Source organism: Bergeyella zoohelcum ATCC 43767 (assembly GCF_000301075.1).
GTDB lineage: Bacteria > Bacteroidota > Bacteroidia > Flavobacteriales > Weeksellaceae > Bergeyella > Bergeyella zoohelcum.
Window position 1 is genome coordinate 1,640,760 of record NZ_JH932293.1, and the last position, 26,094, is coordinate 1,666,853.

A 26,094-nucleotide genomic window follows, 5' to 3' on the forward strand; every position below is an offset into this window, starting at 1 on the left:
ATATAAAAACCGTGATATCATATTACACATATAGGATAAAGGTCTTACGAGTTAATTTTAAGATTCATTACTTGAGGTTTATTTTAAAAAACAAATCACTTAGGGTTTACCTTAAATTTCCGCTCTATATCATCTCCTTGCTCAAAAAAATAATCCTCATATTTATTATCTTTATACCTGTCCCTTAGGGCGACTAGTTCATTTTTTACTAGTTCACATTTAACTAATTCATCATACCACAAATTATATATCATTCTATATTCTGTGAAAAAATGATTTCCTTCTTTTCTCTCATCCAATTCCTCCCAAGGCCCTCCATAATTAGGAGCTAACCAATCGTAAAAAAGCAATTTATGCTCATCATTAGACATTTGAATTATTAATATTTGCAGATACTCTCTTTTTTGTTTTTTGTCTATTATTTCATCATTTTGATTCACCACAAACTCAACAGTGTGAAATAAATGTCTAAAGTAGTGACTGATATGCTTACCATATTCTTTATAAAATTTTGAATATACTTTTTCCTGAAACGCTTGTCTATCATTCACATTACTTTTTTCCTTTTCTAATTCTTGCTCCAAATCTTCTAGCATTTGATAAAAAGCAGCTCTCCCTTTCATTAATTTCCCTTTACTTTCTATCTCTATCTCGTTAATATTCTCCTTATGAAGCCGTAATCTTTGATAAAATTGGTTTTCAAACTTTTGAATTTCAAACTGTTTTCTTACCATGTCATTTGCCCTGTACTGAGCATAAAAAGCCAATCCTGTTACAATGACCGCTGCAATACTGATGAAAGGATTCATTATCCCCCCTATAGTACCCCCTATTTGCTCAGTGGTTTCATTAAAATACACCGAAGTGCTACATTTAGTAAATATGAATGGTGCAACCAACGCGAATATTATAAATAAGAATGCCCAATATAAATATCCGCTAAAATCGTTTTCTTTGTTAGACACTATATTCAAGTTTGGTTAATATCTAGAAAAGTAGCCCTAAATAGGGCTACATTCATCTTACACTTTCAGCTCCGCTTCCAATCCAATCAAATCAGCATATTTATCCAAAATCGGTTGGGCTTCGTTTTTCACGAACTCTTCGGTTTGTTTTGGGGCAAAGCCTACGAAGTTTTTCGGGTCGAGGACTTCGGAGAGCTTAGACTTGTCAAGTTTTAGAGAGCTATCGTTCATTATTCGTTCGATAAGGTCGTTTTCCTTGCCTTCCATTTTCACTTTTTTGCTGGCTTCCATAGAGTGTACGCGGATGGTTTCGTGGATTTCTTGTCGGTCGCCCCCCGCTTTCACTTCTTCCATAATGATGTATTCAGTCGCCATAAACGGCAATTCGTCCATTATATGCTTATTGATACGGTTTTCATACACTACCAATCCGTTCATTATATTATTCCAAATCAATAGAATAGCATCTACGGCAAGAAATGCCTGTGGAATGGTAAGGCGCTTATTAGCAGAGTCGTCTAGCGTTCTTTCAAACCATTGGGTAGCGGCTACCATTGCAGAACTTGAAGACAAAGACATCACATATTTTGCCAAAGCTCCAATTCTCTCGGAACGCATAGGGTTTCGCTTATACGCCATCGCTGAAGAACCGATTTGGTCTTTTTCAAATGGTTCTTCTATTTCTTTTAAGTTTTGAAGCAATCTTAAATCGTTGGTGAATTTATGTGCCGACTGGGCGATATTTGACAATAATGAGACCACCTTAGCATCCAGCTTTCTGTCGTAAGTTTGTCCCGATACGCCGAAAACTTTGTCAAAACCAAAGCGTTTAGAAAGTTCCTTGTCCAGTGTTTTTACTTTATCATAATCCCCATTGAAAAGCTCTAGGAAGCTGGCAGCTGTTCCCGTAGTTCCTTTTACGCCTCTGAATCTTAAAGTTTCCAAGAAAAACTCCAATTCTTCGAAATCCAAAATCAAAGATTGTAGCCAAAGTGTCGCTCTTTTTCCCACCGTAGTAAGCTGTGCGGGCTGGAAATGCGTAAAGCCAAGCGTAGGCATATCTTTGTATTTCATAGCAAAATCAGATAAGCCTTTGATGACATTTACCAGTTTCTTTCTCAGAATAAGCAGTCCGTCACGCATCTGAATCAAATCCGTATTATCGCCCACGAAAGCGGAAGTCGCTCCCAAGTGGATAATTGGTCTGGCCAAAGGAGCCACATCACCATAAGTATGCACATGTGCCATCACATCATGGCGGAAGCGTTTTTCGTATTCGGCTGCTTTGGTATAGTCTATATTGGTGGCGTTGTCTTTGAGTTGCTGAATTTGCTCATCGGAAATATCCAAGCCAAGGTCTTTCTCAATTTCTGCCAAAGCAATCCATAGTTTTCTCCAGTTTTGGAATTTATTATCGTGTGAAAAATTGAACAACATTTCTGCGCTGGAATAACGCTCTTCTAGTGGGTTTTTGTAGGTATTCATCATATTCTATTTAATAGCAACAAATTTACGGATTTTCTAGTATTGTGACATAGTAATTTTGGCTCATTTTTTGCTTATTACCGTCCCTGAAATCATCGTTCATGAAAAAAATCATCTTATCATTAGGTTTATTAGTAGCAGGTGGCAGCTTCATCATTACCAGTACCCAATCTTGTACGGCAATTGCTACCTCTACCATTGGTGTAGCCATTATTAAAAAGATACTTTTAGGCGGCATCTATTCGGCAGGGAAAATTTTCAATAATAAAGAGGCTTTTCTTCAGAATGATTTAATTATTAAAGCATTGCCAGACTCTCTACAAAGCCTCTATAACGGACTTAATAAAATTTCTCCACAGACAGCGAAAAAAACGAAAGAATATATAGCAGATATTGCAGCAGATACCGTAAATCTCTCTACGCCTATCCTTAGGAATGCCGTGAATCAGCTCAATAGCCACGATGTGGATAGAATCATTAATGGGGGCAATGGTATGGCTACAAAAGTACTAAGAGAAAAATCAGAGAGAGAACTTTTTAATACACTACTCCCCAAAGTGGAGGCAGAAATGAACCAATATGGAATAGCACAAACCGTGAATACCCTGATGCAAGGGTTAAATGGTCTGGGGAACCTGCTGGGAAAACAGAATAATACTCAGAAATTCCAGCTCTCTCATCTGGCAACAGAGCAACTGGTGAACGGAATTTATTTCCTCATCGAAAAATATGAAAACGAAGAAAGAAAAGATTTATTAAATAAAAAATAATTTTACAATGAACATTATTGACAATACCCATCAGCATAGAAATGCGGAAGAGTTTTACTCCTCATTAAAAGAAAAATTAGAAGAGAATCATCAGTTTCCGGAAGAGTATCTGTTTAAGTTTATCTTCCCGAATGATAATGAAAAACTATCAGAGATTTATAGGATTTTTGATGGGCTACAATACACCATCAATACCAGAGAAAGTGCCAACGGAAAGTACATCTCTACAAGCATACAAGTCTTCGTGATGGATGCCCAACAGGTGATTCATCTCTACCAAGAGGTACAAAAAATAGAAGGTGTGGTGGCACTGTAAATCTCATTCTTACTTGCTAAGATTTCATAAAAATCCCCTTTCATTATTCTGAAAGGGGATTTGTCATAGACTGAAAATGCGGATATCTCACATTCTACTTGTACCCTATATCTTTATTTTTCCTCTTTTCCCTCCTCTTTAGTTTCATTTTTCTTAGTTTTTTTTGGGATTCTTTGGGCTAAAACTTCTTTCCACTTATTGATGGTGGCATTGGTTTTTGAGATAAAGGTATTTAAGGTCTCCGAGGGTTGTAAAATGACTAAAGCCCGCGTCATTTCTTGAATTTTCTTAAACGAAGCATCCAGCTCTTTTCGGATATTTTTCACATCTACGGTAGGCTGTTCGGCATAGTCATCTCGGCGTTGGTCATACAGCGTTTCAAAGGCTTTATTTACCGTATCCAGCCAGTTCACCCACTCTTCTATTCCTACTTTTTGCATTGCTGGGCGGTATTCATCTGAGTTTAAATCCGAAATCAGATTATAAATTTCTGCCGTCTCTTTTCGGTAGTTAAATTTAGTAAAATTTCCATAGGTATTTATCACTAAACTTACCTTTTTGGCTGCAGCTCTTCGCTCTTCCACCTCTGCCAACTCTTCAGACTGAAGCCTTAATACCAAGCCTCGATAGATACGGTCTCTTTTCTCATCAAGGCTCACCAAATCACTGGTGTGTTCATTTTTTCGGATTTGCTTTTGTGCCTCTTCTGATGCTTTTACCTGCTTTTCAAACGCTGTTTTTAGAGGTGCTAAGGCATCTATGTTCGCTTCCTTTAAAAGTTTTAGCACATCGGTCATCAGTGCCAAATGTTCTGTGTTTTGAAGTTTGGTTAAATGAATTGTTTTCATATTAAAAAATTTAGATAACCAAATGTACTTAAAATATATTGGATTATACTTATTAATATCCAAAATTCTTCGGCTAAAGCCCCAATCCACTCGGCGAGAAGGTTTCGGCGGTCGGCAATTGTATGTTTCTGCTCAGCGAGACACTTTCGGCGGTCGGCAAAAAGCTCTCGACGCTCAGCGAGAAGGTTTCGCCGCTCGGCAATTGTATGTTTCCGAGCAGCGAGACATTTTTTCCGAAAGATTCTTGCTATTTCCTCATAAAATGGTGAGATTTCCAAGTATATTCTTCTTCTCCTTTACCTCCTTTAAAAGGAAGAATAACACCTGTCCACAGCTTCTTAAAAATAGTAATGTACGCCAAAAACTTTTAGCGAATATTTATGAAACTTTACAAAAAAGGGAAGCGATATCGCTTCCCTGCAAAATTTACTTAAAATACTCCACACCGTTTTTAAACACATTGTGATAGTTAGCGGTTGGGATATTTTTAACTAAGCCAGTGGCATAGCGTTCGCCGTGTCCCATTCGCCCGAAAATCTTACCACAAGGGCTGGTAATCCCTTCAATTCCGAAAAGGGAATTATTCGGGTTAAATGGCATGCCGTGAGCGATGTTACCCTCCAAATCTACATATTGTGTAGCGATTTGTCCGTTTTTATAGAGTTCCGTAAGTACCGCTTCACTTGCCATAAAACGCCCCTCTCCGTGGGAAATAGGGATGGTAAATATTTGGTCTTTCGTACCTTTCAGCCAAGGGCTATCATCATTTACTACTTTTACATTGACCATTTGAGAGATATGTCTCCCGATGGCATTATGAGCCAAGGTAGGCGAATTTTCATCTAAATCACGGATTTCCCCATAAGGCAATAATCCCGATTTTACCAAGGCTTGGAAACCATTACAGATACCGATAATCAAGCCATCGCGTTCCAATAAACGATGTACGGCATTTCTCATTGTCTCGTTTTTCAGCACATTCACGATGAATTTCGCCGAACCATCAGGTTCGTCCCCTGCCGAGAAACCTCCCGAAAATGCTAAGATTTGGGCATTATCTATTTCTTTCGCCCATGCTTCTATGCTTTCTTGTAGCGTATCATTATTGAGGTTAATCAGCGGTTTCATCGCCACTTCTGCCCCTTCTTTATGGAAAGCATTGAGCGTTTCATACTCACAGTTCGTTCCTGGGAATACAGGCGTAAAGACACGAGGTTTAGCGATATTGTGCTTCTTAATGATAATATTTCTCGGATTGACGGAATTTAGCTTTTCATCAATATCAATGACGATTTTCTCTTTCTCTACCGTAGGGAAAAGGTTTTCAAAGGTAGCCGTATAGGCGGTTTGAAGGTTTGAAGTTTGAAGTTTCAAGTTATTAATGACAAGTTCCTTACTTTCCTTTACCTCTCCTATTTCACCTAACAATTCGTGATTTAATTCTCCTTTTGCCTCAATAATCAGCGAACCGATGTTTTTGTTTAACAATAAATCCTCAGCAACCTCAACCTCTGCTCCCAGACCATTTCCGAAAGCCATCTTTGCCAAAGCTACCGCTACACCTCCCTCTTTCACCGTTTTCACCGAAACGATGTTTCCATTTTTGATATTCTCATGAACGAAGTGGTAAACCTCTTTTAAATTCTCATAATTCGGTAAGCCATTTTCCTGTGGCTGATGCTCGAAAAGATAGAGCGTATTTCCTGCCTGCTTAAACTCTGGTGAAATGATATGCTTTTTCTCTCCATTGGCACAAGCGAAGGAAATCAAAGTTGGTGGCACATTGATGTCTTGGTAAGTTCCACTCATCGAATCTTTACCGCCAATGGCTGCCAATTCAAAATTCATCTGAGCATCATACGCCCCTAATAATGAAGCCAATGGTTTCCCCCACTTCTCTGGATTTTGTCCCAATTTCTCAAAATACTCTTGGAAACTTAGGCGAATATTTCTGTAATCGCCCCCCATTGCCACGATTTTCGCTACCGATTCCACCACGGCATTGGCTGCTCCTATCATAGAGTTTTGTTTGGACAATTCCGCATCAAAGCCCCACGATGCTAAAGATACCGTTTCTATATCTTTCGCCCCGAGGATAGGTAAAGTCTGCACGCTACCCTCCATAGGTGTGAGCTGATGTTTACCCCCCAAAGGCATCGCTACGGTAGTCGCTCCCACCGTAGAATCAAACATTTCCAATAAGCCCTTTTGAGAAGCGGTATTTTTATCTTTTAATAAGGAAAGGAAATTCTCCTCATTGAAGGCGATATTTTCTTTTTTCACCTCCTGAAGGTGGGTAATTTTAGCGTCTTGAGATTTTGCACAGCCATTGGTATCTAGGAAATCACGGCTTAAGTCCACGATTTTGTTACCACGCCAGAACATCTGCATTCTTCCACTGTCCGTAACTTTTGCTACCTCAACCGCACGGATATTTTCTTCCTTACAATACTGGATAAATTGCTCCTTATCCTTCGCATCAATGACCACTGCCATACGCTCCTGAGATTCAGAAATAGCGAGTTCTGTACCGTTCAGCCCTCCATATTTTAGAGGCAACACATCAAGATTGATTTCTAAACTATCAGCAATTTCTCCGATGGCTACAGAAACGCCTCCTGCCCCAAAGTCATTGGATTTTTTAATGAGCTTGGTTACTTCAGGTTTTCTGAATAAGCGTTGGATTTTTCTTTCCTCCACCGCATTTCCTTTTTGCACTTCCGTAGAAAGGGTATGGATAGAAGTTTCGTCTTGCTCTTTAGAGCTTCCCGTAGCTCCGCCCACACCATCACGCCCTGTTGCTCCACCGAGAATAATAACAGCGTCTCCTGCCTGTGGCTTTTCGCGTTTTACCCAATCTACTGGCACAGCACCCACCACGAAGCCTACTTCCATGCGTTTTGCCTTATAATCATCGTGATAAATCTCTGAAACCTGCGTAGTTGCCAACCCGATTTGGTTTCCGTAAGAAGAATAGCCATTGGCAGCTTGTTTCGTGATGGTTCTTTGAGGAAGTTTGCCTGGCAAAGTATTTTCAATCGGTTCTAAAACATCGGCAGCTCCACTGAGACGCATTGCCTGATACACAAACGAACGCCCAGATAGTGGGTCTCTAATGGCTCCCCCTAAACAAGTAGAAGCTCCGCCGAAAGGCTCTATTTCCGTAGGGTGATTGTGCGTTTCGTTTTTGAACAAGAGGTACCAAGGTTCTTTTTTACCATCAAACTCGGCTTCTATTTTTATGGTACAAGCGTTAATTTCATCAGAAACAACAAGGTTTTCTAATTTCCCTGTCTTGTGGAAATAACGCCCACAGACGGTAGCCAAATCCATTAGGGAAATAGGTTTATGTTCTCTTCCTAAGAATTTTCTTTTTTCTAAATAATCAGCGAAAATCTGTTCTAAAGTTGCCTTAAACTGCCCCTCAAACTGAATATCGGTCAGTTCGGTTTCAAAAGTGGTATGGCGGCAGTGGTCGCTCCAATAAGTATCCAACACTTTGAGTTCTGTTTCCGTAGGGTTTCGCTTTTCCGATTGGAAATACTGCTGGATATGAGCCAAATCGTCCAAGCCAAAAGCAAAGCCGTGTTCATTGTAAAATTGCTCTAACTCGCTTTCATTGAACGAAATAAATTGGTCGTAAGTAGGCACTTCATTTGGGGTTTCCTCAGCAGGAATTTCAAGAATAGATAAGTCTTTTTCTTGAGATTCTACTTTATTGATGAGTAAGTTTTTGATTTTTACTAAATCTGTTTCCGAAACGCCTTCCAGCTCTATGAGTTTTCCACTACGCACCTTTGCACTTTCGTTATTGGTCAGCAAGGCGATGCACTGCTCGGCAGAATCTGCTCTTTGGTCGTACTGGCCAGGTAAAAACTCGGTAGCAAAATACAAATGCTGGGCTGGATTTTCATAGTGTAAAATGTCCGTAACAGGGTCTGCAAAGGTATTTCCTACTACTTTTTTCAGTTCAGCATCTTCTAAACCGAAAATGTCATAAACATTATACACCCTTACCGACTTTACGCTCGGCACTACGGCTTTGATTTCGTCAAAAACCTTGGGGCTTTCTACATCGAACAGCCCTTTTTTTTCTATATATATTCTTGTATTCATTTTCTTATTCTCGTTGTATGGTGTATCTCTGAATTTAATTATAATCCATTTTTAAAAAATTTCTTTTTCTTAGTTAAGCCTCTCCAAAAAAGCCATCGTATCTACATTATCTGCATAGATGCTGAGAGATGGACATTGAGCGTTTCCTAATGCTTCTGTTTTTCTTTCTAATACTACAGATGACACTACGCACTGTATTTCCTCTTCATGAATGGATAAAAAATCTTCTACTTCAGAAATATTTTCATATCTACTGAAATTCAACACACTTAATGGGCTAAAAAGCGACTGCTCCTCTCTCATCATTACAAAATTATTGTCCCAAAATTCATCTTGATTAAGTAGGAAAATTGCCTTATTGTAATCATAATTATTGGCATACGCATGGTGATTAATAATTTCTCCATACTGGATAAAGTTCTCAAACAACCTTGCTAAGTCCACTTCTTTTGGTAAGAATAATCGGGTTACATTTCGGCATCCCATTCCGAAATAGGTAAAAATATCTTTTGCCAGATTTTGAATCTCAGCATCAGTCTCATCCCCCGATAATACAGCTACTGAAGTTCTATTTTTTCTGATGATATGAGGAATATCTTTAAAATACTGTGATAAATACTGAGCGGTATTATTACTTCCCGTAGCGATGAGTGCATCTATATTTTCCAATTTCTCCACTATGGTAAAAGGAAGGAGTTCTCTATGAAAAGACTGCCACAGCTGTAATATGAAAGGAATAAGAACGGTATCCTTAGAAGAAAGTTTTATCATGGCATGATGCCCAGAAAATAATACGCTTAAAATATCATGAAAACCTACCATAGGAAGATTCCCTGCCAGTATGAGTCCTATATTTTTCGGTGCTTTTTCTTTCCAAGTATATGTTTTCAGCCACGCTGTAAGTTCCTTTTCGGTAAGCATCTCCGCCCATTGTAGCAGAGCAAAACGAAGATTTTCCTGAGTGAACCAAGCATTTTTTATTTCCGTCTCTCTTAGTTTTTCCTTAAACTGCTGCTTTAGCTCGTAGGTTAATTTTTCTTCATGATGAAAAAAATCAAAAATGGTCTGTCCTACTTGGAGTGCCGACTGTAATAAAGCTGTATTCAATGTAATGAAATTTGAGCGTAAAGTTACGAAATTTTCCGAATTGAATTTTAATTGAAAATTGATAAAAATAAATTATCTTTGCACTAAAATGGCTCCATAGTTTAATGGATAGAATAAAAGATTCCGGTTCTTTTGGTTCAGGTTCGATTCCTGATGGGGCTACAAGTAATACTAAGTCATAATTTAGAAAATAAAAATCCTTTTTCAGATGGAAAACTTCATCGTTTCTGCGAGAAAATATCGCCCACAAGAATTTGATACCGTGGTGGGACAATCTCACATTACTGATACTTTGGAACATGCCATTGAAGAAGGTCAGTTAGCACAGGCACTCTTATTCTGTGGTCCCAGAGGAGTAGGAAAAACCACTTGTGCAAGAATTTTAGCAAGAAAAATCAATGAAAAAGATGGTTCTGTTTCAGAAGATGGATTTGCTTATAATATCCATGAATTAGATGCCGCATCTAACAACTCTGTAGATGATATCCGTGGACTGATAGACCAAGTTCGTTTTGCTCCACAAGTAGGAAAATACAAAGTGTATATCATAGATGAGGTACACATGCTCAGTACTGCCGCTTTTAATGCTTTTTTGAAAACATTAGAAGAACCTCCTGCACACGCCATTTTTATCCTTGCGACTACTGAAAAACATAAAATCATCCCTACGATTCTTTCTAGATGCCAAATCTATGACTTTAAGAGGATTACCATAGGGGATATACAGAAACATTTAGAAAAAATAGCTCAAAAGGAAAGCATTGCTTATGAAGAAGATGCACTCTACCTCATCGCCCAAAAAGCCGATGGTGCACTTAGAGATGCTTTGTCTATTTTTGACCGATTAGCCACTTTTTCACAGAAAAACATCACCTTACAAAAGGCGGCAGAAATCCTTAACATCCTTGATTATGATGAGTATTTACAAATCGTAGATTTAGCGAAAGTGAATGATATTTCTGGACTTTTAGCAAAGTTTGATGCAATAGTGAAAAAAGGATTTGACCCTCATATTTTCATCGCTGGATTAGGAAATCACTTCAGAGATTTAATGTTTGCCCAAAGTCCTAAAACGCTTAGCCTAATGGAAGTAGGTGAAAATGCAAAAGCCAAAATAGGACAGCAGGCCAGCGAGTGGCTTCCCCAGCATTTGGTAGATGCTATTGAGATTTGTAACCACGCTGATATCAACTATAAAAATTCAAAAAGCCCAAGACTTACGGTAGAAATCGCTTTAATGCAACTGGCAAGTCTCACCAATAATGCTTTCGATACAAAAAAAAAAAGTTTAGGATAAATTTACCTTTCCCCCTAGGGACGGAAGTTTCTAAAAAATCAGAAATAAAATCAGTAAATACCGCTGTACATACCGTACAAAATACACAAACTGGCAGTACATCTTCGGCACATTCTCTTACTGAAAAAAAACATCTACCGAAAAAGGCGGCAGCTCCCCTGGGAAATGATGGCGTGAAAAGGGCATCCTCTACCTCTATTGACTTGTTCTCTCAATTATTAGAACAAGAACAGAAAAAAGAAGAAGAAACGGAAACCATTGATACCCAAAATCTTCCTAAGAACCATTTTGCTGAAAGTGATGTACAGGAGTTTTGGCATCAATTTTTATCCGAATTAAAACAAAAAGAATTCTTCATTTACAATGCTATTTGTGATTTCAAAATCAATAAACTGGACGAAAATACACTAAAAATTCAGTACCCTTCTGAAACGGCAAAAACAGAATTTGACAAAATAAGCCCTCAATTTTTTTCTGAATTTAAGCATAAGGTAAACCATTTTTCAGTGGAGGCTCAGTTTGAAATCAATCATAGAATGAAAAAAGAAAAAATTACTCGGAGAAAGATTTTCGAACAATTGGCAGAAAAAAATCCACTTCTTAACGAACTTAATAGCATTTTTAATTTTGACCTAACCGATTAATCACTTTTATGAACCTACAAGACATATCTAAAAATTGGATTTCTACATTTCCTTCGCCGCTTATCATTGCGGGGCCGTGCAGTGCAGAAAGTGAACAGCAAATGTGCAGTACCGCTGAAAAAATAAAGGAAAATACCCCTGAAGTAAATATTTTCCGTGCAGGTATATGGAAACCAAGGACTAAGCCCAACGGATTTGAGGGCGTAGGCATCATAGGATTGCCATGGCTCAAAAAGGTAAAAGAAGATTTCGGAATGAAAATTACCACCGAAGTGGCCAATGCAGAACATGTAAAAGCAGCGTTAGATCATGGTGTAGATATACTTTGGATAGGTGCAAGGACTACCGCTAACCCATTTGCCGTTCAAGAAATTGCAGATGCACTAAAAGAGAAAGACATTCCTGTACTCATCAAAAACCCAGTTAATCCTGATTTGGCACTATGGTTGGGAGCTTTTGAAAGACTACTGGGTGCTGGAATTACAAAATTAGGTGCTATTCATCGTGGTTTTTCTACTTACCACAAGACGAAATTCAGAAATGAACCCAATTGGCAACTTGCCATTGATTTTATGAATGTACAGCCTAATATTCCTTTTCTTATAGACCCTTCTCACATCATGGGAAAAAGAGAAGGCATTGCCGATATTACTCAGCAAGCATTTTCATTAGGCTATGATGGAATGATGATAGAAACTCATATCCGTCCTGCAGAAGCATGGAGTGATGCGAATCAACAAGTTACACCATCAGAATTAAAAGAAATCATCACAGGTATCCATCCTCCATGCCAAAAACACGAAACATTAGACAAAGAAATAGAAAGACATAGAATAGGCATTTCTGAAATAGATGAACAAATTATCCGTTTACTGAAAGATAGGATGAAATTTTCTGAGAAAATAGCCAAAGTAAAACAAGCGAAAAATGCACAAGTTTTCCAGCCTGAAAGATGGAAAGAAATCATGAATAATGTGATGATTTTAGCTAATGAAAACCAATTATCAGAAGATTTTGTACAAAAAATTTTTAAATCTATTCATGAAGAAAGTATTGAGATACAACACAGATTTATCGCTCAAAATAAGTAAAATATGACAGGAACTATCACCAAATCTACAGGAAGCTGGTATCAAGTTTTGGAAAATAAAAGCGGTTTGTTTTATGAGGCAAGAATTCGTGGAAAATTTAAACTCAAAAAAATACGCCTTACCAATCCTTTGGCTGTAGGAGATAAGGTAGATTTCGAAATGGATACCGATGGCATTGCTTGGGTAACACATATCCACCCAAGAGAAAACTATCTCATCAGAAAATCTGTCAATCTCTCCAAAGAAGCCCATATCATTGCCTCTAATGTGGATATTGCCTGTTTCCTTTTCACGGTAAAAAATCCTGAAACCTCTTTAGGTTTTTTAGACCGATTTCTAGCCTGTTGCGAAGCATATTCCATTCCACCACTGATTATTTTTAATAAAATAGACTTACTTACGGATGCTGATAAAGAAGTGCTGTCCATCATCCAAGAAATCTATAAGCCACTCCCCTATTCTATGCTAGAAGTATCGGCACAGACGGGTGAAAACTTAGCTACTTTAAAGGATATTTTAAAAGATAAAATTTCCGTATTTTTCGGGCATTCTGGTGCTGGAAAATCCACTTTGGTCAATGCCTTACAGCCTGACCTCAATCTGAAAACCTCTGAAATTTCCGAGGTTCATCTCAAAGGAAAACATACCACTACTTTCGCACAGATGCATTTCTGGGATTTCGGCGGTAGTGTAATAGATACCCCTGGTGTAAGAGAATTTGCCATGATAGATGTAGAAAGAGAGGAAATTCAGCACTTTTTCCCTGAAATTTTTGAGATAGGTAGAACATGTAAATACCATAACTGTCTTCATATTAATGAACCTCAATGCCAAGTTCTTACTGCCATAGAGACCGGCGAAATTTCTGACACCCGCTACGCCACCTACACCAAGCTATTAGATGAGGAATTAGAAAACAGAAAGTTTTAATTCAGAAAGATAATACATGGATTTCCTCATTCTGGTTCCATACCATGAAAAGGCTTCTCCATCTACCAAAATTACTTGGGAGTTAGGAAATTTTTCTTGGAATAGTGCCACATGCTTTTCTGAAAAAGGATAAGGCTCTGAGGAGAGAAAGATAAAATCCGAATGAGATAAAATTTCATCACTGATGTATGGATATCGGGTATGATTTTTCATACTGTTCTCAAAACCGAAATGTGCCAACATAGAATGAATAAAAGTATCATGACCAATAGACATATTCGGTGCTGTCCAAATCAAATAAGAAACAGTTTTTCCCAATGATTCTTGGGAAGTTTGATACATTTCTTCTATGACTGAAATGATAGGCATTGCTGTAGTTTTTTTGCCTATTTTTTCTGCGATTATTTTCATAGTGTGAATGGCATCAGATATCGTGGCAATATCCGTAACCATCACAGGAACATACTTCTGAAGTTCTTCTATCTGTTCCTTTACATTCTCTTCCTTACTGGCGATGACAAGATCTGGCTGGAGTTCCAAAATTTTTTCTATCCGAATATTTTTCGTGCCTCCGATGATGGGAATTTGGTCAATGAAAGGGCTTGGATGAATACAGAATTTCGTTCTCCCCACCAATTCATCTTCCCTTAGTCCAAAATCTACCAAAGTTTCGGTAAGAGAAGGCACTAAAGAAATGATTTTCATAATTTTACAATAATTTCCCTGTAAGCAATGCAGCCGCAATGGTAAAGTAGAGAATAAGCCCCGTAACATCCACTAAAGTAGCAACAAATGGAGCAGATGAAGCCGCAGGGTCTAGTTTTAATCTCTTCAAAATAAAAGGCACCATAGACCCTGAGAGTGTTCCCCAAAGCACAATCATTGCCAAGGAAATGGCTGCACTTAGCCCTACAAAAAACCAATGTTCACCGTAATCAAACCACCCCATCTGTTGCCAAATAGTGATTCTAAGAAAACCAAAAACTCCGAGCAAAGTGCCTAAAAATGCACCTGTTACTATTTCTTTTCGCATCACCGTCCACCAGTCTTTCAGTGTTACCTCTTGTAATGCCATAGCACGAATGATTAGCGTAGCTGCTTGAGAACCAGAGTTTCCCCCACTAGAAATAATCAGTGGAATGAAAAGTGCCAATACCACAGCTTTCTCTATTTCAGTTTCATAAATTCCCATTACCGAAGTGGTAATCAGTTGTAGAAAAAACAGTACGATAAGCCAAAACCCTCTCTTTTTAATCATTTCAAACCAATGCGTCTGAAGATAAGGTTCATCCAAGGCTTCCATCCCTCCAAATTTCTGAATATCCTCTGTATTTTGAGATTCTATCTGGTCTAAAATATCATCAATGGTTACGATGCCTACCAGTACACCCGAACTAGTAACAATGGGCATTGCAGAGCGGTCATACTTTTCAAAATAAGAAACAGCATCTTCCTTAGAAGTAGTGGTAGTTATCGCAACGAAATGATTATCTGTAAGTTCTGATACCAATTGGTCTTCCTCTGCTAAAAGCAGAATACGAATATCAAGGTCATCAATAAGTTTATTCTGCCTATCCACCACATATAGATAGTGCATGGTCTCCACCTTTCCACCGATTTTTTTAATATGCTGAAAGCACTTCTTTACCGTCCATTCTTTACGAATTTGGATATAGTACGGCGTCATCATCCTCGCTACGGAATCCTCATGATAGCCAAGCAGTTTCAGAGCAATATGTCTCTCTCTAGGTTTTAGTAGATTAATAGAGTATTTAATCAGTTCATCGGGGAAATCTTCAAAAAGCTGTGTTCTATCATCTGGGGTCATCTCATTGAGGATATTCGCTACTTCTTCATTACCTATACTTCGGATAATATCTTCCTGAAAATGAGGCTCAATATGAGAAAAAACTTCTGCCTTAGAATCTGTGGGTAACTTCAAGAAAGCCAATAATCTATCGTCCGGAGAGAGCTGACAGAGTTCCTCGGCAATATCCTCTACATTTTGTTGAATCATTTCAGAGTCTTGAAGTTTCATTGTGCAAAAATAAGGTAAAAGATTGAAAAAAATAATATTTCGTACATTTGGATAAAAAGTATTTTGGTATGAAAGCACAACAGACTACTTTGGACAAAATCAGAAGTCGGCCACGATTTAAAATTCACACCAATATGTCCCCTGAAAAATACCATATGAAACTAAAAAAGTTTTTAGAAAATCATAAAGACCGTTACTCTGGAACAGTGAATTTTGAACTGGCTACCATATCAGTGATTACCTCTGAAGATACTTACTGGAAACCCTATCTTACCCTTAGAGCGAAGGAAGAAGATGGGCATACGGTCATCCGTGGAGTTTTCGGTCCGGGAGCTAATATGTGGACGCTATTTATGTTTTTGTATTTTATTTTCAGTGTGTTGTGGATGGTTTTCTTTACACTTTGGTTTGTAGGCATCCAAATAAAATCACATGAATACACTTGGGGGCTTTCTGCTTCATTCGTTATGCTCGTTCTCTTAGGCTTAGTATATTATGCTTCCTACCTTGGTAAGAAGAAAGCAGTGAAAGAAATGGCACTCCTCAGAAAATTTGCCATTGACTCCAGTTTAAAATACGAGGATTATGTGGAAGAGGAATGATGGATTAGAAATTGTACAAGGTATAATGATTTTAGAGATGAGATGTTAGAAATTAGATATTGGAAGTTAGAAAGCTAAAAGGCTAAAAAGCTAGAAGCCAAAAGCTATTCGCCAGTAGCTCAATTTATATCTGATTCAGTTTAGATGGGAATACCATTACTTCGTTTCCAAAAGTAGCTGTAATGTCTTTGATTAAAAGAGCAATTTTTTCATCAAAAAAATGATTTCTCAAAGTAGCATTGTCAAAAAACAACAACAAATTATAATTTTTTCCTTCGGCTACTACTTCGGTTTCTATTTCTGAGAGTAAAACTCTCTTTTCGCCACAAAAGTTTTTTGCCCAAGGCATTACAGAACCCTGCAAATACACTTTCCAATCTTCTATTTTTTCAGGGGTAGCATGAAAACTCACACTTAATATCGCCATTTTATATTTTTTTTATGATTTAAGACTGCAAAAATCGGTTTTTTTTCGTAAATTCGCTCTTTGTTTTAAAGGAAAAATCTGTACTTATTTTTCCTATTTTATGTAAGAAAGTAAAAAATTATGAATACAGAAGGAGAAAGGTTAATTCCCATTAACATTGTAGATGAAATGAAATCTTCCTACATTGATTATTCAATGTCGGTGATTGTATCTAGAGCATTACCTGATGTTCGAGATGGACTGAAGCCCGTACACCGTAGAGTACTTTATGGCATGTATGGTTTGGGCGTTTTTTCAAACAAGAAATATTTAAAATCTGCTAGAATTGTGGGGGATGTACTTGGTAAATATCACCCCCATGGAGATTCCTCCGTATATGATGCCATGGTGCGTATGGCACAGCCTTGGAGCTTGAGGTATCCACAAGTAGATGGACAAGGGAACTTTGGTTCTATGGATGGAGACCCTCCTGCGGCAATGCGTTATACTGAAGCAAGACTTAAGAAAATCTCTGATGAAGTATTAGCAGACCTAGATAAAGAAACGGTAGATTTTCAGAATAACTTTGATGATTCACTCACTGAACCTACCGTACTCCCTACTAAAATTCCAAATTTATTGGTAAATGGAACTTCGGGAATTGCTGTAGGTATGGCAACCAATATGGCACCACATAACCTATCAGAAGCTGTGGATGGTATTTGTGCTTACATAGATAATAGAGACATTACCATAGATGAGCTGATGCAGCATATCACCGCTCCTGATTTTCCTACAGGTGGTATTATCTACGGATATGAAGGCGTAAGAGATGCTTTCCACACAGGACGAGGAAGAATCATACTCCGTGCAAAAGTACATTTTGAGGAAGTGCATAACAGAAATGCCATCATCGTAACGGAAATTCCTTATCAGATAAACAAGGCAGAAATGATTGCCCGTACTTCTGAACTGATCAAAGAAGAGAAAATTACAGGCATTTACGAAATTCGTGATGAATCGGATAGACGAGGAATGCGTGTGGTATATGAACTAAAAAACGATGCTATTCCGAATGTAGTTCTTAATCTTCTCTATAAATACACTGCACTACAGACTTCTTTCAGTGTGAATAATATCGCATTGGTCAATGGCCGACCAGAGCAACTCAATCTGAAAGACATCATTCGTCATTTCGTGGACCACAGACACGAAGTAGTGGTTCGCCGTACACAATACGAGCTGAAAAAGGCCAAAGAAAGAGCCCATATCTTAGAAGGCTTTATGAAGGTGATTGCTACACAAGACACCTTGGATAGAGCCATTGCCATTATTAGAAATAGTGCCAATCCAAGCCAAGCCAAAGAGGGACTCATTACAGAATTTGACCTTTCTGAAATTCAGGCACAAGCAGTTCTTGATTTGAGATTGGCAAGGCTCACGGGAATGGAACTAGACAAAATCCGTGATGAGTATGAGGAAATTATGGCGATTATCAAAGATTTGGAAGATATTCTGAGCAATGAACCTCGTCGTTTTGAGATTATCAAAAACGAAATGCTAGAAATCAAAGAAAAATACGGAGATGAAAGACGCACAGAAATTGATTTTGCAGGTGGAAATATGTCCATAGAGGATTTTATTCCAAACGAATCTGTGGTGGTTACCATATCTCATGCTGGATACATCAAAAGAACACTGCTTTCAGAATACAGAATCCAAAGTCGTGGTGGCGTAGGAAACAAAGCCGCTACCACGAGAGATGAAGATTTCCTCGAATACATCGTTTCGGCTACAAATCATCAGTATATGCTTTTCTTTACCGAAAAAGGAAAATGCTATTGGCTCAGAGTCTTCGAAATACCAGAAGGTTCCAGAACGGCAAAAGGGAGAGCCATCCAAAATCTCATCAACATAGAGCCTGATGACAAGGTGAAAGCCTACATCCGTACCAATGATCTAAAAGACGAAGAATACATCAATCAAATGTTTGTGGTAATGATTACCAAAAACGGTACCGTGAAAAAAACTTCCCTCGAAGCCTACTCAAGACCGAGAACCAATGGTATCAATGCCATCGAAATTCGTGAAGATGACCAGCTTCTTGGTGCGAGATTAACCAATGGTTCTTCGCAAATTATGATTGCTACTAAAAAAGGAAAATGTATCCGCTTCCCAGAAGAAAAAGCCAGAGCAGTGGGAAGAGGCTCCATCGGTGTAAGAGGAATTTCATTGGAGGACAATGATGAAGTTGTAGGAATGATTGTAGTCAATGACTTAGAGCAAGAATCTGTACTTGTGGTTTCCGAGAAAGGCTACGGAAAACGCTCGGCTGTACTAGATTACCGCGAAACCAACCGAGGCGGAAAGGGAGTCATCACCCTTAATATCACTGAAAAAACAGGAGATTTAGTTGCTATCCAGTCCGTAACCGATGAAGATGGACTTATGATTATCAATAAATCTGGCGTAGCCATTAGAATGAGTGTAGATGAACTCCGTGTAATGGGCAGAAATACGCAAGGTGTGAAACTCATTAACCTAAAAGGTAATGATGAAATAGCCGCCATCGCTAAAGTGGAAATGGACAAATCTGTAGAAGACGCGGAAATCATGGAAGGGGATAATGAAAATAAATCTGCGGAAACATCAGAAAATACTCCAGGAACTGCTTCTGAAAATAATGAACATAATACTGAATCTTAAACTATTTGTACCAATGAAAAAATTGAGTATCGGTCTTTTAATGGCCATCACCACACTTTCTTTCGGACAAAAGAAAGAGGTAACCAATGCTTTTAAAGCAATAGAATCTAACGATATTTCTACAGCAGCTACACAGCTCTCCGCAGCTGAAAGCATCCTTAATGGAAACCTACATCTGCTTACCCCCGAGCTCCAAGAGCAATACTATTTTGCCAAAGGAATGCTGGCAATGAAGCAAGGAAAAAATACCGAAGGGGCAAGTTATTTAGCAAAAATAGCAGACTTGGGCAAAAGCAAAATCTATACGGGAAGAGATTCTAATAAAAATAGAGTATATTTTGTAGGAAAAACTGCTGCTGATGCTTCGGGAGTTACTGGACTAAAAGAGGAAAAATATACGCCTCAACATCTTAATGCACTCATTAATATGATTAATCCATTGATTCAAAAAGCCAATAATGATGCGATTAATGCTTACAATGCTAAAAATTATGCAGAGGCAGGAAAAAAATTTGAAGAAACCTACTATCTCTTGGCTGCTTCGGGACAAAATGATGGACAAATTCTCTACAATGCGGCCTTAAGCTATATGAATGCTAAAGATGCTGACAGAGCCATCAATGCCTATAAAAAACTAATTGACACGAATTACACAGGTGTTCAGACATCTTATTCTGCAAAAAATAAGAAGACAGGAAAAGTAGAAAATTTTGATAAAGGCACTTGGGACTTAGTAAAGCAAAGTTCAGACTACACGGATTTCAAAACAGAAACCAGCAAAAACATAGAGCAAGATTTATATGATTTATACGGTACACTCTTGGTAGATAATAACAGAAATGATGAAGCCATAACTTTCCTAGAAAAAGCCATAGCAAAGTATCCGAAGAATGCAAGATTCGGAACACTGCAGGGGTTGGCCTATTTCAAAGCAGGAAAAACCGATGAATTTGCAAAATCACTTCGTGCTACATTAGAAAAAAATCCAAATGATGCCATGAACTGGTATAACCTAGGCGTTATTCTTTCTAACGAAGAAGCTAATAAGGAAGAAGCAAAAAAAGCCTTTGAAAAAGCAATCTCTATAGACCCTAAAATGGAAAATGCTTACCAAAATTTAGGAAATCTATTGATGGGGGATGATAGTAAAGCGGTAAATGAAATCAGAGCAGCCAAAGGAGCTGAAAGAGATAGACTTTTAGAAGTTCGTAGAGAAAGATTTAAGACGGCTATTCCCGTATTTGAAAAATGGTATAGCATCAATCCAAACAATATAGAAGTGGTTTCTATGCTGAAAGGTCTTTATCAATCTACTAAAAACGATGCAAAATACAACGAATTTAAAGCCAAAGAAGCTGCTTTAAAAGGCAACTAGCCCAAGCTAAAAATACAAAAAAAAGGGAACCTCGAAATGAGGTTCCTTTTTTTAGGTAATGCCAAAAAAGTCCAAATAACGGCATTGTTAAATTATTATATTTAATTGATTATTCAGCTTCAGGAATAAAAGTTTCAAGGAATTTTCTAACATTGTTTTTGACTTCGAGTAACATTTTCCTTTTCTTTTAAATCTTGCCAAATAATGTCTTATTCTACTATTATATCCCTCCACTGTAAAGGTTTCTGCTTTGGATTCCATATGCTTTTCACTTGGAATTACCTCTGAATAACTCTTCCAATAATCGCTACAAAAACCATTGATATCCCTGCTTTTCAATTTCTTCCAAAGTTCTAAGAAAGTTTCTGTGTCTCGTTTGCCACAAACAAAACCGATGAACTTTTTTCCAAGTCTATCAATAGCAATCCAGCTCCAACAGTAGTTTTTTTTGACTGTACATAACTGTGAATCTCGTCCAATTCCACTATCTCAATAGGCTCTTCATTCTGAGGTAGTTCCACAGATTCTTCCCATTTCTTTACCCACCGATAAACCGTTCCGTAGCTAATATTCAATATCCTTCCAATAGCTCGAAATCCTAATCCTTCCAAATACATTTGCAAAGCAAGACGCTTTTGTTCTGGCGTTTTCACATCCGATTTCTTCTCAACACTGAAAAAATAACCACAGTCTTTACATTTATATCGCTGTCTGCCTCCAACAAAACCTGCTTTAATCTTGATTTAACGATTCACATCTGGTACATTTCATGACGCTAAATTATATAAAATATATCAGAATAACAATACCAAATATTAACACCATATTCTGCGAAATGAAAAACCACTTAATTTTGAATTAAATGTTTTAAAACAATATCTAAATATCTTTCATTAGAGGTCATTTCACTTTTTCTACTATTCCAACTTTTAAGTTTTTCTATGATGATCTCTTTTTCTTTTGTTTTTTCTTCTCTCATAATATAATCTACCGAAGAAAGTAATTCCAAAGCATAATCAGAATAAAATCCTTCCAGAAAATGCATGGTGTCATTAGCAATCTGCTTCAATTCTTCATTACCTTCAATGAATTTTTCCACTTCTTGAAATCCATCTCCAAGCAAATTGAGTGGTTCAAAAGGTTTTTTATTCATATCGCTATATCCCATGATATAGCTTCCGTTCAAGGCATTCAAAACAAAACGAACTTTTCCTGAATAAGGTCCATAAAAATAAGGAGTAAATTTCAATTTCAAATACTTTTCAGCTCCAAACTTTTGAAGGAAATAGCATACTTTCTCACTTGAAAATTCAGATACAAATTCTCCTTCTCGTACCAAATCGTGTAGTACATATAGTAGTAAAGCTCTGCCTTGTGTCAGTTTCACCCTCTCATTTTTCAGTTGCTCTTTGATTTGGACAGAAGGTTCGTAGATGTAGATTTCCGTATCCAGATGAGAAAGTTTTCGTTCTATTATTTGCTTTACTTTATCCCAGTCCAATCCTCCATTTCCTGCCCCCAATGGCGGAATGGCAATACTCTTGATGTTCCTTTCCTTAATGATTTTTACCAAATCATCAAGTCCCCATTCTATATATTCATATTCAGAGGGCTTTTTCCAAGTGGTTTTGGTGGGAAAGTTGATGATAACTTTCTTACCAGAAGTAAGATTCTCATCTTCGGTTACAAACATTTTCCCCACTACCACACTTTTTTCTTTACAGGCTTTTTGATATTGCTTAAAGTTATTCGGGAAAGCATTTTTAAATTGGAGTGCAATACCTTTTCCCATTACCCCAACGGTATTCACCGTATTAATGAGTGCCTGTGCATCACTCTCTAATATGTTTCCTTCTAAATAAGTAATCATAGCTTTAATAATAATATTGATGAATAACTTTAATTTTTACCTCCTCTATACCAAAACTAATCAACTTTTGTTTAGCCATCTCATTATAACAACCAAAACCGATAATAAAATCAGAAGCTATATCCGCTTTTACTAAAAATTCAGCCTCTTTTTTTCTTTTGACATCTAAATTTTCATCTCCACCCCAATCCCTTGCTTTGATGGCCTTCCAATCCAAAATAGTTTCAATTTTATTTAAAGCTGTTTTATCATACAAAACAGAAAATTTATCTGCAGCGTGTCCATCTGAAAAATATACTTCTGAATATTGGTCAGCCAATTTGCTCGGAATACAAACCAAATATACTATTTCTTCGGGATTTCTTTTAACAACATTATGAAATCCCTTTTGAATGATGTACAGCATAGGCATCCTCAACCAAAAGTAAAAAGGAATAAAATCTCCTAAACATATACGCTTTGCATCTCTATAGTCTAAAGTTCCATTAGTAACTTGAATAGTTTTGCTCGCTCGAGTATCAATCAATGAATTATCTCCAATCGAAACATAGTTTACATTAGCATTAGGTGAATTTTTGTGCGTTATTCCATTTTGTAAAATATGAGGAATATTGTCTATATGTGTCATCCTAAATACTTTGATTTCAGATAAATTCATAGCTACTATTTTTAGTAAAATTATCAAGTTATTTAACTAATCCACTGATTCTCTCCAAAGTCAGGTTTTCTTTTCTCTAAAAATGCGTTACGCCCTTCTTTGGCTTCGTCGGTCATATAGGCAAGTCGAGTGGCTTCTCCTGCGAAAACTTGTTGCCCTACCATTCCGTCATCGGTAAGGTTCATCGCAAATTTCAGCATACGAATTGATGTCGGGGATTTTGCAAGGATTTCTTGAGCCCACTCGTACGCTTCCTGTTCCAAACGAGCGTGAGGCACCACTTTATTCACCATTCCCATTTCAAACGCCTCTTGTGCGGAGTAATTTCGCCCTAGAAAGAAAATTTCACGAGCTTTTTTCTGTCCTACCATTTTTGCCAAATACGCCGAGCCATAGCCTCCATCAAAGCTGGTAACATCGGCATCGGTTTGTTTGAAGATGGCGTGTTCTTCGCTGGCGAGAGTCAAATCACAAACTACATGTAAAGAATGTCCGCCTCCAACAGCCCAGCCATTTACCACGGCAATCACCACCTTTGGCATAAAACGGATAAGCCTTTGCACCTCTAATATATTAAGGCGATGCCTTCCGTCTTCGCCTACATAGCCTTGATGTCCACGAGCCTTTTGATCACCACCGCTACAGAATGCGTGTCCACCGTCCTTTGGGCTGGGACCTTCGCCAGTGAGTAGCACTACCCCAATGCTTGAGTCTTCGTACGCATCATAAAACGCATCGTAAAGCTCGGAGGTAGTTTTGGGGCGGAAAGCATTGCGTACTTCAGGTCGGTTAAAGGCGATTCTTGCCACGCCGTTACATTTTTTGTAGGTAATATCTTCGTATTCTTTTACGGTTTTCCAATCTTGCATAATGTTAATTTTTAGCAAAAATAGGGATAAAAATTCTAAGATAGAAGACAAAGAAAAATAAAGACATTCTAAGAAACTCATTCATTTGAAATATGTGGCAAAAAATAAATTTTAAATTTATTAGATTCAACTTATTAAATTAATTTAGTGTATTAAAATACTGATTATCAACAACTATACACATACTACAGATGGTATTGAAATATCAGCATCACTATGAATTACTGATAAAAATCATGCAAGCATCTAAATAATTTTATTATTTTTGTTTAGAATAATTATAAACAATATAACATGAAAAAAACTTTTATCCTAGTGGGGCTTTTGCCAATGATTATGAACGCTCAAAGTTTTACAGAGCTGCCTAGCATTCTTCATAGTTTGTATTACAGTAATTCTTGTGTAGCGGATATTGACAATGATGGTGTAATGGATATTGTCATCAATGGTGCTCAAGATACCAATAGTGATGATTTTCCAGAAACCACTTATAGTCAAGCCTACTTGTTAAAAAATGGTCAGTTTACCGCTTCTCATACTCTGAATAATGGAGGTACACATTCTGGACCTATTAAAGTTTTTGATTTTAATAATGATGGGCTAAAAGATATTGTTACGGTAGGGCTAAATTATGATTATGGTACCAAACATTACCGATACATAAATACGGGAAATGGATTTAATTCTGTATTTGATGATCAAGGGAAAATATCTGGAGATATGGATGTTTTTGATTTTAACCACGATGGTCTTCTTGACTATGCTATTAGTGGTATTGAAAGTAGTAGTGATCCGAAACAAGTATTACACTACCAAAACTCCTCTTCTGGTTTTCAGCTTACCTCAAATCTTCTATCTGACGGTACCATTTATGGAAATTTTAAGGTAGTGGATATTAATAACGATAAAGAATTAGATCTTATTATTATAGGAATGGACGACTCTGACCAACCAGTTTGCAAAACTTATCTCAATAATAATGGTGTGCTTACTTTACATGAAGTGTACATCGGAATTGTGGGTAAAATAGATGTTGCAGACTTTAATAATGACGGATTCATGGATTTCGCAGGAATAGGTGATGACGGATTAGAAGATTATTTTTCCTATTTTATTAATGATGGACAGGGGAATTTCACGCAGACTGAAATACCTGGTGCAGGACTCTCCAACCCGTCTATTCATTGTGCTGATTTTAATAATGATGGCTATCCAGATATTATCACCATCGGAGCAAGAAACTATGAGCCTATTACCGAAGTTTATTACTACCACCCTACTCAAAATACCTTCGTAAAAGATCAAAACACAGGATTAATACCTATAGATGGACCTGGATTTATCAATAGTCTTGACATGGATGGAGACAATGACCTAGATATAGTCATGACAGGGTTTGACTGGAACGGAAGCGGTAAACTCCTATCCAAATTGTACCAAAATAATCAAACCACCATAAATCATCCGCCTACCCCCCCTACCCAATTGAGTTCCACGATTTCGGGAAATCGTGTTGAGTTCAATTGGAGCGGAGCTACTGATGATAAAACGGCAGCAGAGGGACTTTCTTATGAAATTAGAATTGGTACAAGCCCAGGTGCAGTAGATATTGCAAATTATGAGGTGAAAACACCTAGCTGGTATATTGATTTTGCATCTATTCCTTCCAATATCTATTGGTCTGTTAGATCCATTGATGCCTCCCGTGTAAAGTCCATCTATTCATCGGAGCATGAAACACTTAGCGTAAATGAAGCTCATAAAAAAACGGCTAACATAGTGATTTATCCTAATCCTACAGATGATGTATTTCATATCAGTACTCATAAAGAAAATATAGAAAAAATAGAAATCTATTCCGCAGGAGGTGCCTTAGTAAAAGTATTAGGCGGAAAAGCAAAAGAATACACCGTTTCTGATTTACTATCAGGTACTTATATAGTTAAGATAAAACTTTCTGATGCTGATAAATTCATTATTCAGAAACTCATTAAAAAATAA

At 37.5% G+C, this 26,094-nt stretch carries 21 protein-coding genes, 1 tRNA gene and 1 pseudogene; 11 read left to right on the forward strand and 12 right to left on the reverse strand.

The window, feature by feature from the left end; translation table 11 throughout:
• Nucleotides 1–95: 95 nt before the first annotated feature.
• Together HMPREF9699_RS07580 and purB are read right to left on the reverse strand one after the other, a co-directional pair.
• The gene (locus tag HMPREF9699_RS07580; protein ID WP_081580598.1) at nucleotides 96–965 is read right to left on the reverse strand and encodes a putative phage abortive infection protein; all 870 of its coding nucleotides are present in this window, start codon (nucleotides 963–965) and stop codon (nucleotides 96–98) included.
• Between the two features lie 57 nt (nucleotides 966–1,022).
• Nucleotides 1,023–2,450: an adenylosuccinate lyase gene (gene purB / locus HMPREF9699_RS07585; protein ID WP_002663804.1), complete on the reverse strand. Its 1,428-nt coding sequence runs from the start codon at nucleotides 2,448–2,450 to the stop codon at nucleotides 1,023–1,025.
• Between the two features lie 101 nt (nucleotides 2,451–2,551).
• Between purB and HMPREF9699_RS07590 the strand changes: the two genes are divergently transcribed.
• Both HMPREF9699_RS07590 and HMPREF9699_RS07595 read left to right on the forward strand, forming a co-directional pair.
• Complete coding sequence (locus tag HMPREF9699_RS07590; RefSeq protein WP_002663807.1) at nucleotides 2,552–3,220, forward strand: DUF4197 family protein; 669 nt, start codon at nucleotides 2,552–2,554, stop codon at nucleotides 3,218–3,220.
• A gap of 7 nt (nucleotides 3,221–3,227) precedes the next feature.
• Nucleotides 3,228–3,536 carry a DUF493 family protein gene (locus HMPREF9699_RS07595; RefSeq protein ID WP_002663813.1) on the forward strand — a complete coding sequence of 103 codons (309 nt, stop codon included), beginning with the start codon at nucleotides 3,228–3,230 and terminating at the stop codon, nucleotides 3,534–3,536.
• Nucleotides 3,537–3,649: 113 nt separating this feature from the next.
• On the opposite strand, the gene HMPREF9699_RS07600 is transcribed toward HMPREF9699_RS07595, so the two are convergent.
• The 3 genes from HMPREF9699_RS07600 to HMPREF9699_RS07615 form a co-directional block, all read right to left on the reverse strand.
• Nucleotides 3,650–4,384 carry a DUF6261 family protein gene (locus HMPREF9699_RS07600; RefSeq protein ID WP_002663815.1) on the reverse strand — a complete coding sequence of 245 codons (735 nt, stop codon included), beginning with the start codon at nucleotides 4,382–4,384 and terminating at the stop codon, nucleotides 3,650–3,652.
• 426 nt (nucleotides 4,385–4,810) lie between these two features.
• On the reverse strand, nucleotides 4,811–8,500 hold the full coding sequence (locus tag HMPREF9699_RS07610; protein WP_002663818.1) for a phosphoribosylformylglycinamidine synthase: 3,690 nt from the start codon (nucleotides 8,498–8,500) through the stop codon (nucleotides 4,811–4,813).
• A 69-nt stretch (nucleotides 8,501–8,569) separates the two neighbouring features.
• Nucleotides 8,570–9,607 (reverse strand): acyl-CoA reductase, encoded by a 1,038-nt coding sequence (locus tag HMPREF9699_RS07615; RefSeq protein ID WP_002663819.1) that lies wholly within the window; start codon nucleotides 9,605–9,607, stop codon nucleotides 8,570–8,572.
• 90 nt (nucleotides 9,608–9,697) lie between these two features.
• On the opposite strand from HMPREF9699_RS07615, the gene HMPREF9699_RS07620 reads away from it, so the two are divergent.
• The 5 genes from HMPREF9699_RS07620 (at nucleotide 9,698) to rsgA (ending at nucleotide 13,569) form a co-directional block, all read left to right on the forward strand.
• Nucleotides 9,698–9,769 (forward strand) — tRNA-Arg (locus tag HMPREF9699_RS07620).
• Nucleotides 9,770–9,815: 46 nt separating this feature from the next.
• Entirely contained in the window at nucleotides 9,816–10,904 is a 1,089-nt protein-coding gene (dnaX, locus tag HMPREF9699_RS07625; RefSeq protein WP_002663820.1) for a DNA polymerase III subunit gamma/tau, read from the forward strand.
• Nucleotides 10,905–11,077: 173 nt separating this feature from the next.
• The gene (locus HMPREF9699_RS07630) at nucleotides 11,078–11,548 is read left to right on the forward strand and encodes a hypothetical protein (RefSeq protein WP_002663821.1); all 471 of its coding nucleotides are present in this window, start codon (nucleotides 11,078–11,080) and stop codon (nucleotides 11,546–11,548) included.
• 8 nt (nucleotides 11,549–11,556) lie between these two features.
• Nucleotides 11,557–12,639: a chorismate mutase gene (locus HMPREF9699_RS07635; RefSeq protein WP_002663822.1), complete on the forward strand. Its 1,083-nt coding sequence runs from the start codon at nucleotides 11,557–11,559 to the stop codon at nucleotides 12,637–12,639.
• 3 nt (nucleotides 12,640–12,642) lie between these two features.
• Nucleotides 12,643–13,569 (forward strand): ribosome small subunit-dependent GTPase A, encoded by a 927-nt coding sequence (gene rsgA, locus HMPREF9699_RS07640; RefSeq protein WP_002663824.1) that lies wholly within the window; start codon nucleotides 12,643–12,645, stop codon nucleotides 13,567–13,569.
• On the opposite strand, the gene HMPREF9699_RS07645 is transcribed toward rsgA, so the two are convergent.
• Both HMPREF9699_RS07645 and mgtE read right to left on the reverse strand, forming a co-directional pair.
• A complete protein-coding gene (locus HMPREF9699_RS07645; RefSeq protein ID WP_002663826.1) occupies nucleotides 13,549–14,274 on the reverse strand; it encodes an ABC transporter substrate-binding protein in 726 nt (241 codons plus the stop codon). The two genes, rsgA and HMPREF9699_RS07645, sit on opposite strands and share 21 nt — an antisense overlap.
• Before the next feature lie 4 nt (nucleotides 14,275–14,278).
• Nucleotides 14,279–15,607: a magnesium transporter gene (mgtE, locus tag HMPREF9699_RS07650; protein WP_002663828.1), complete on the reverse strand. Its 1,329-nt coding sequence runs from the start codon at nucleotides 15,605–15,607 to the stop codon at nucleotides 14,279–14,281.
• A 68-nt stretch (nucleotides 15,608–15,675) separates the two neighbouring features.
• Here mgtE and HMPREF9699_RS07655 point away from each other — a divergent pair, with 68 nt between their 5' ends.
• A complete protein-coding gene (locus HMPREF9699_RS07655) occupies nucleotides 15,676–16,209 on the forward strand; it encodes a hypothetical protein (protein WP_002663829.1) in 534 nt (177 codons plus the stop codon).
• Nucleotides 16,210–16,333: 124 nt separating this feature from the next.
• Here HMPREF9699_RS07655 and HMPREF9699_RS07660 read toward each other — a convergent pair whose 3' ends face one another.
• Nucleotides 16,334–16,636 (reverse strand): DUF4286 family protein, encoded by a 303-nt coding sequence (locus tag HMPREF9699_RS07660; protein ID WP_002663831.1) that lies wholly within the window; start codon nucleotides 16,634–16,636, stop codon nucleotides 16,334–16,336.
• A 120-nt stretch (nucleotides 16,637–16,756) separates the two neighbouring features.
• Here HMPREF9699_RS07660 and gyrA point away from each other — a divergent pair, with 120 nt between their 5' ends.
• Both gyrA and HMPREF9699_RS07670 read left to right on the forward strand, forming a co-directional pair.
• On the forward strand, nucleotides 16,757–19,321 hold the full coding sequence (gene gyrA / locus HMPREF9699_RS07665) for a DNA gyrase subunit A (RefSeq protein ID WP_002663833.1): 2,565 nt from the start codon (nucleotides 16,757–16,759) through the stop codon (nucleotides 19,319–19,321).
• The gene (locus tag HMPREF9699_RS07670) at nucleotides 19,299–20,696 is read left to right on the forward strand and encodes a tetratricopeptide repeat protein (protein ID WP_245946144.1); all 1,398 of its coding nucleotides are present in this window, start codon (nucleotides 19,299–19,301) and stop codon (nucleotides 20,694–20,696) included. Before gyrA ends, HMPREF9699_RS07670 begins: the two co-directional genes overlap by 23 nt.
• An 87-nt stretch (nucleotides 20,697–20,783) precedes the next feature.
• On the opposite strand, the pseudogene HMPREF9699_RS11100 reads toward HMPREF9699_RS07670, so the two are convergent.
• The 4 genes and pseudogenes from HMPREF9699_RS11100 to HMPREF9699_RS07690 form a co-directional block, all read right to left on the reverse strand.
• Nucleotides 20,784–21,467: pseudogene (locus HMPREF9699_RS11100) on the reverse strand (IS1 family transposase).
• Between the two features lie 76 nt (nucleotides 21,468–21,543).
• Entirely contained in the window at nucleotides 21,544–22,566 is a 1,023-nt protein-coding gene (gene darG / locus HMPREF9699_RS07680; protein WP_002663838.1) for a type II toxin-antitoxin system antitoxin DNA ADP-ribosyl glycohydrolase DarG, read from the reverse strand.
• A gap of 4 nt (nucleotides 22,567–22,570) precedes the next feature.
• Entirely contained in the window at nucleotides 22,571–23,224 is a 654-nt protein-coding gene (darT, locus tag HMPREF9699_RS07685; RefSeq protein WP_002663840.1) for a type II toxin-antitoxin system toxin DNA ADP-ribosyl transferase DarT, read from the reverse strand.
• Between the two features lie 32 nt (nucleotides 23,225–23,256).
• Entirely contained in the window at nucleotides 23,257–24,093 is an 837-nt protein-coding gene (locus HMPREF9699_RS07690) for a 1,4-dihydroxy-2-naphthoyl-CoA synthase (protein ID WP_002663841.1), read from the reverse strand.
• A gap of 294 nt (nucleotides 24,094–24,387) precedes the next feature.
• Here HMPREF9699_RS07690 and HMPREF9699_RS07695 point away from each other — a divergent pair, with 294 nt between their 5' ends.
• Nucleotides 24,388–26,094, forward strand: coding sequence for a T9SS type A sorting domain-containing protein (locus HMPREF9699_RS07695; RefSeq protein ID WP_002663844.1), 1,707 nt, complete (start codon nucleotides 24,388–24,390; stop codon nucleotides 26,092–26,094).

Coding starts and splice junctions, on each gene's coding strand:
- dnaX (WP_002663820.1), top strand. CDS start 9,816: ATGGAAAACTTCATCGTTTCTGCGAGAAAATATCGCCCACAAGAATTT.
- purB (WP_002663804.1), bottom strand. CDS start 2,450: ATGAATACCTACAAAAACCCACTAGAAGAGCGTTATTCCAGCGCAGAA.
- gyrA (WP_002663833.1), top strand. CDS start 16,757: ATGAATACAGAAGGAGAAAGGTTAATTCCCATTAACATTGTAGATGAA.
- HMPREF9699_RS07695 (WP_002663844.1), top strand. CDS start 24,388: ATGAAAAAAACTTTTATCCTAGTGGGGCTTTTGCCAATGATTATGAAC.
- HMPREF9699_RS07645 (WP_002663826.1), bottom strand. CDS start 14,274: ATGAAAATCATTTCTTTAGTGCCTTCTCTTACCGAAACTTTGGTAGAT.
- HMPREF9699_RS07600 (WP_002663815.1), bottom strand. CDS start 4,384: ATGAAAACAATTCATTTAACCAAACTTCAAAACACAGAACATTTGGCA.
- HMPREF9699_RS07690 (WP_002663841.1), bottom strand. CDS start 24,093: ATGCAAGATTGGAAAACCGTAAAAGAATACGAAGATATTACCTACAAA.
- HMPREF9699_RS07595 (WP_002663813.1), top strand. CDS start 3,228: ATGAACATTATTGACAATACCCATCAGCATAGAAATGCGGAAGAGTTT.
- rsgA (WP_002663824.1), top strand. CDS start 12,643: ATGACAGGAACTATCACCAAATCTACAGGAAGCTGGTATCAAGTTTTG.
- HMPREF9699_RS07660 (WP_002663831.1), bottom strand. CDS start 16,636: ATGGCGATATTAAGTGTGAGTTTTCATGCTACCCCTGAAAAAATAGAA.
- HMPREF9699_RS07670 (WP_245946144.1), top strand. CDS start 19,299: ATGAACATAATACTGAATCTTAAACTATTTGTACCAATGAAAAAATTG.
- HMPREF9699_RS07590 (WP_002663807.1), top strand. CDS start 2,552: ATGAAAAAAATCATCTTATCATTAGGTTTATTAGTAGCAGGTGGCAGC.
- HMPREF9699_RS07635 (WP_002663822.1), top strand. CDS start 11,557: ATGAACCTACAAGACATATCTAAAAATTGGATTTCTACATTTCCTTCG.
- darG (WP_002663838.1), bottom strand. CDS start 22,566: ATGATTACTTATTTAGAAGGAAACATATTAGAGAGTGATGCACAGGCA.
- HMPREF9699_RS07655 (WP_002663829.1), top strand. CDS start 15,676: ATGAAAGCACAACAGACTACTTTGGACAAAATCAGAAGTCGGCCACGA.
- mgtE (WP_002663828.1), bottom strand. CDS start 15,607: ATGAAACTTCAAGACTCTGAAATGATTCAACAAAATGTAGAGGATATT.
- HMPREF9699_RS07610 (WP_002663818.1), bottom strand. CDS start 8,500: ATGAATACAAGAATATATATAGAAAAAAAAGGGCTGTTCGATGTAGAA.
- darT (WP_002663840.1), bottom strand. CDS start 23,224: ATGAATTTATCTGAAATCAAAGTATTTAGGATGACACATATAGACAAT.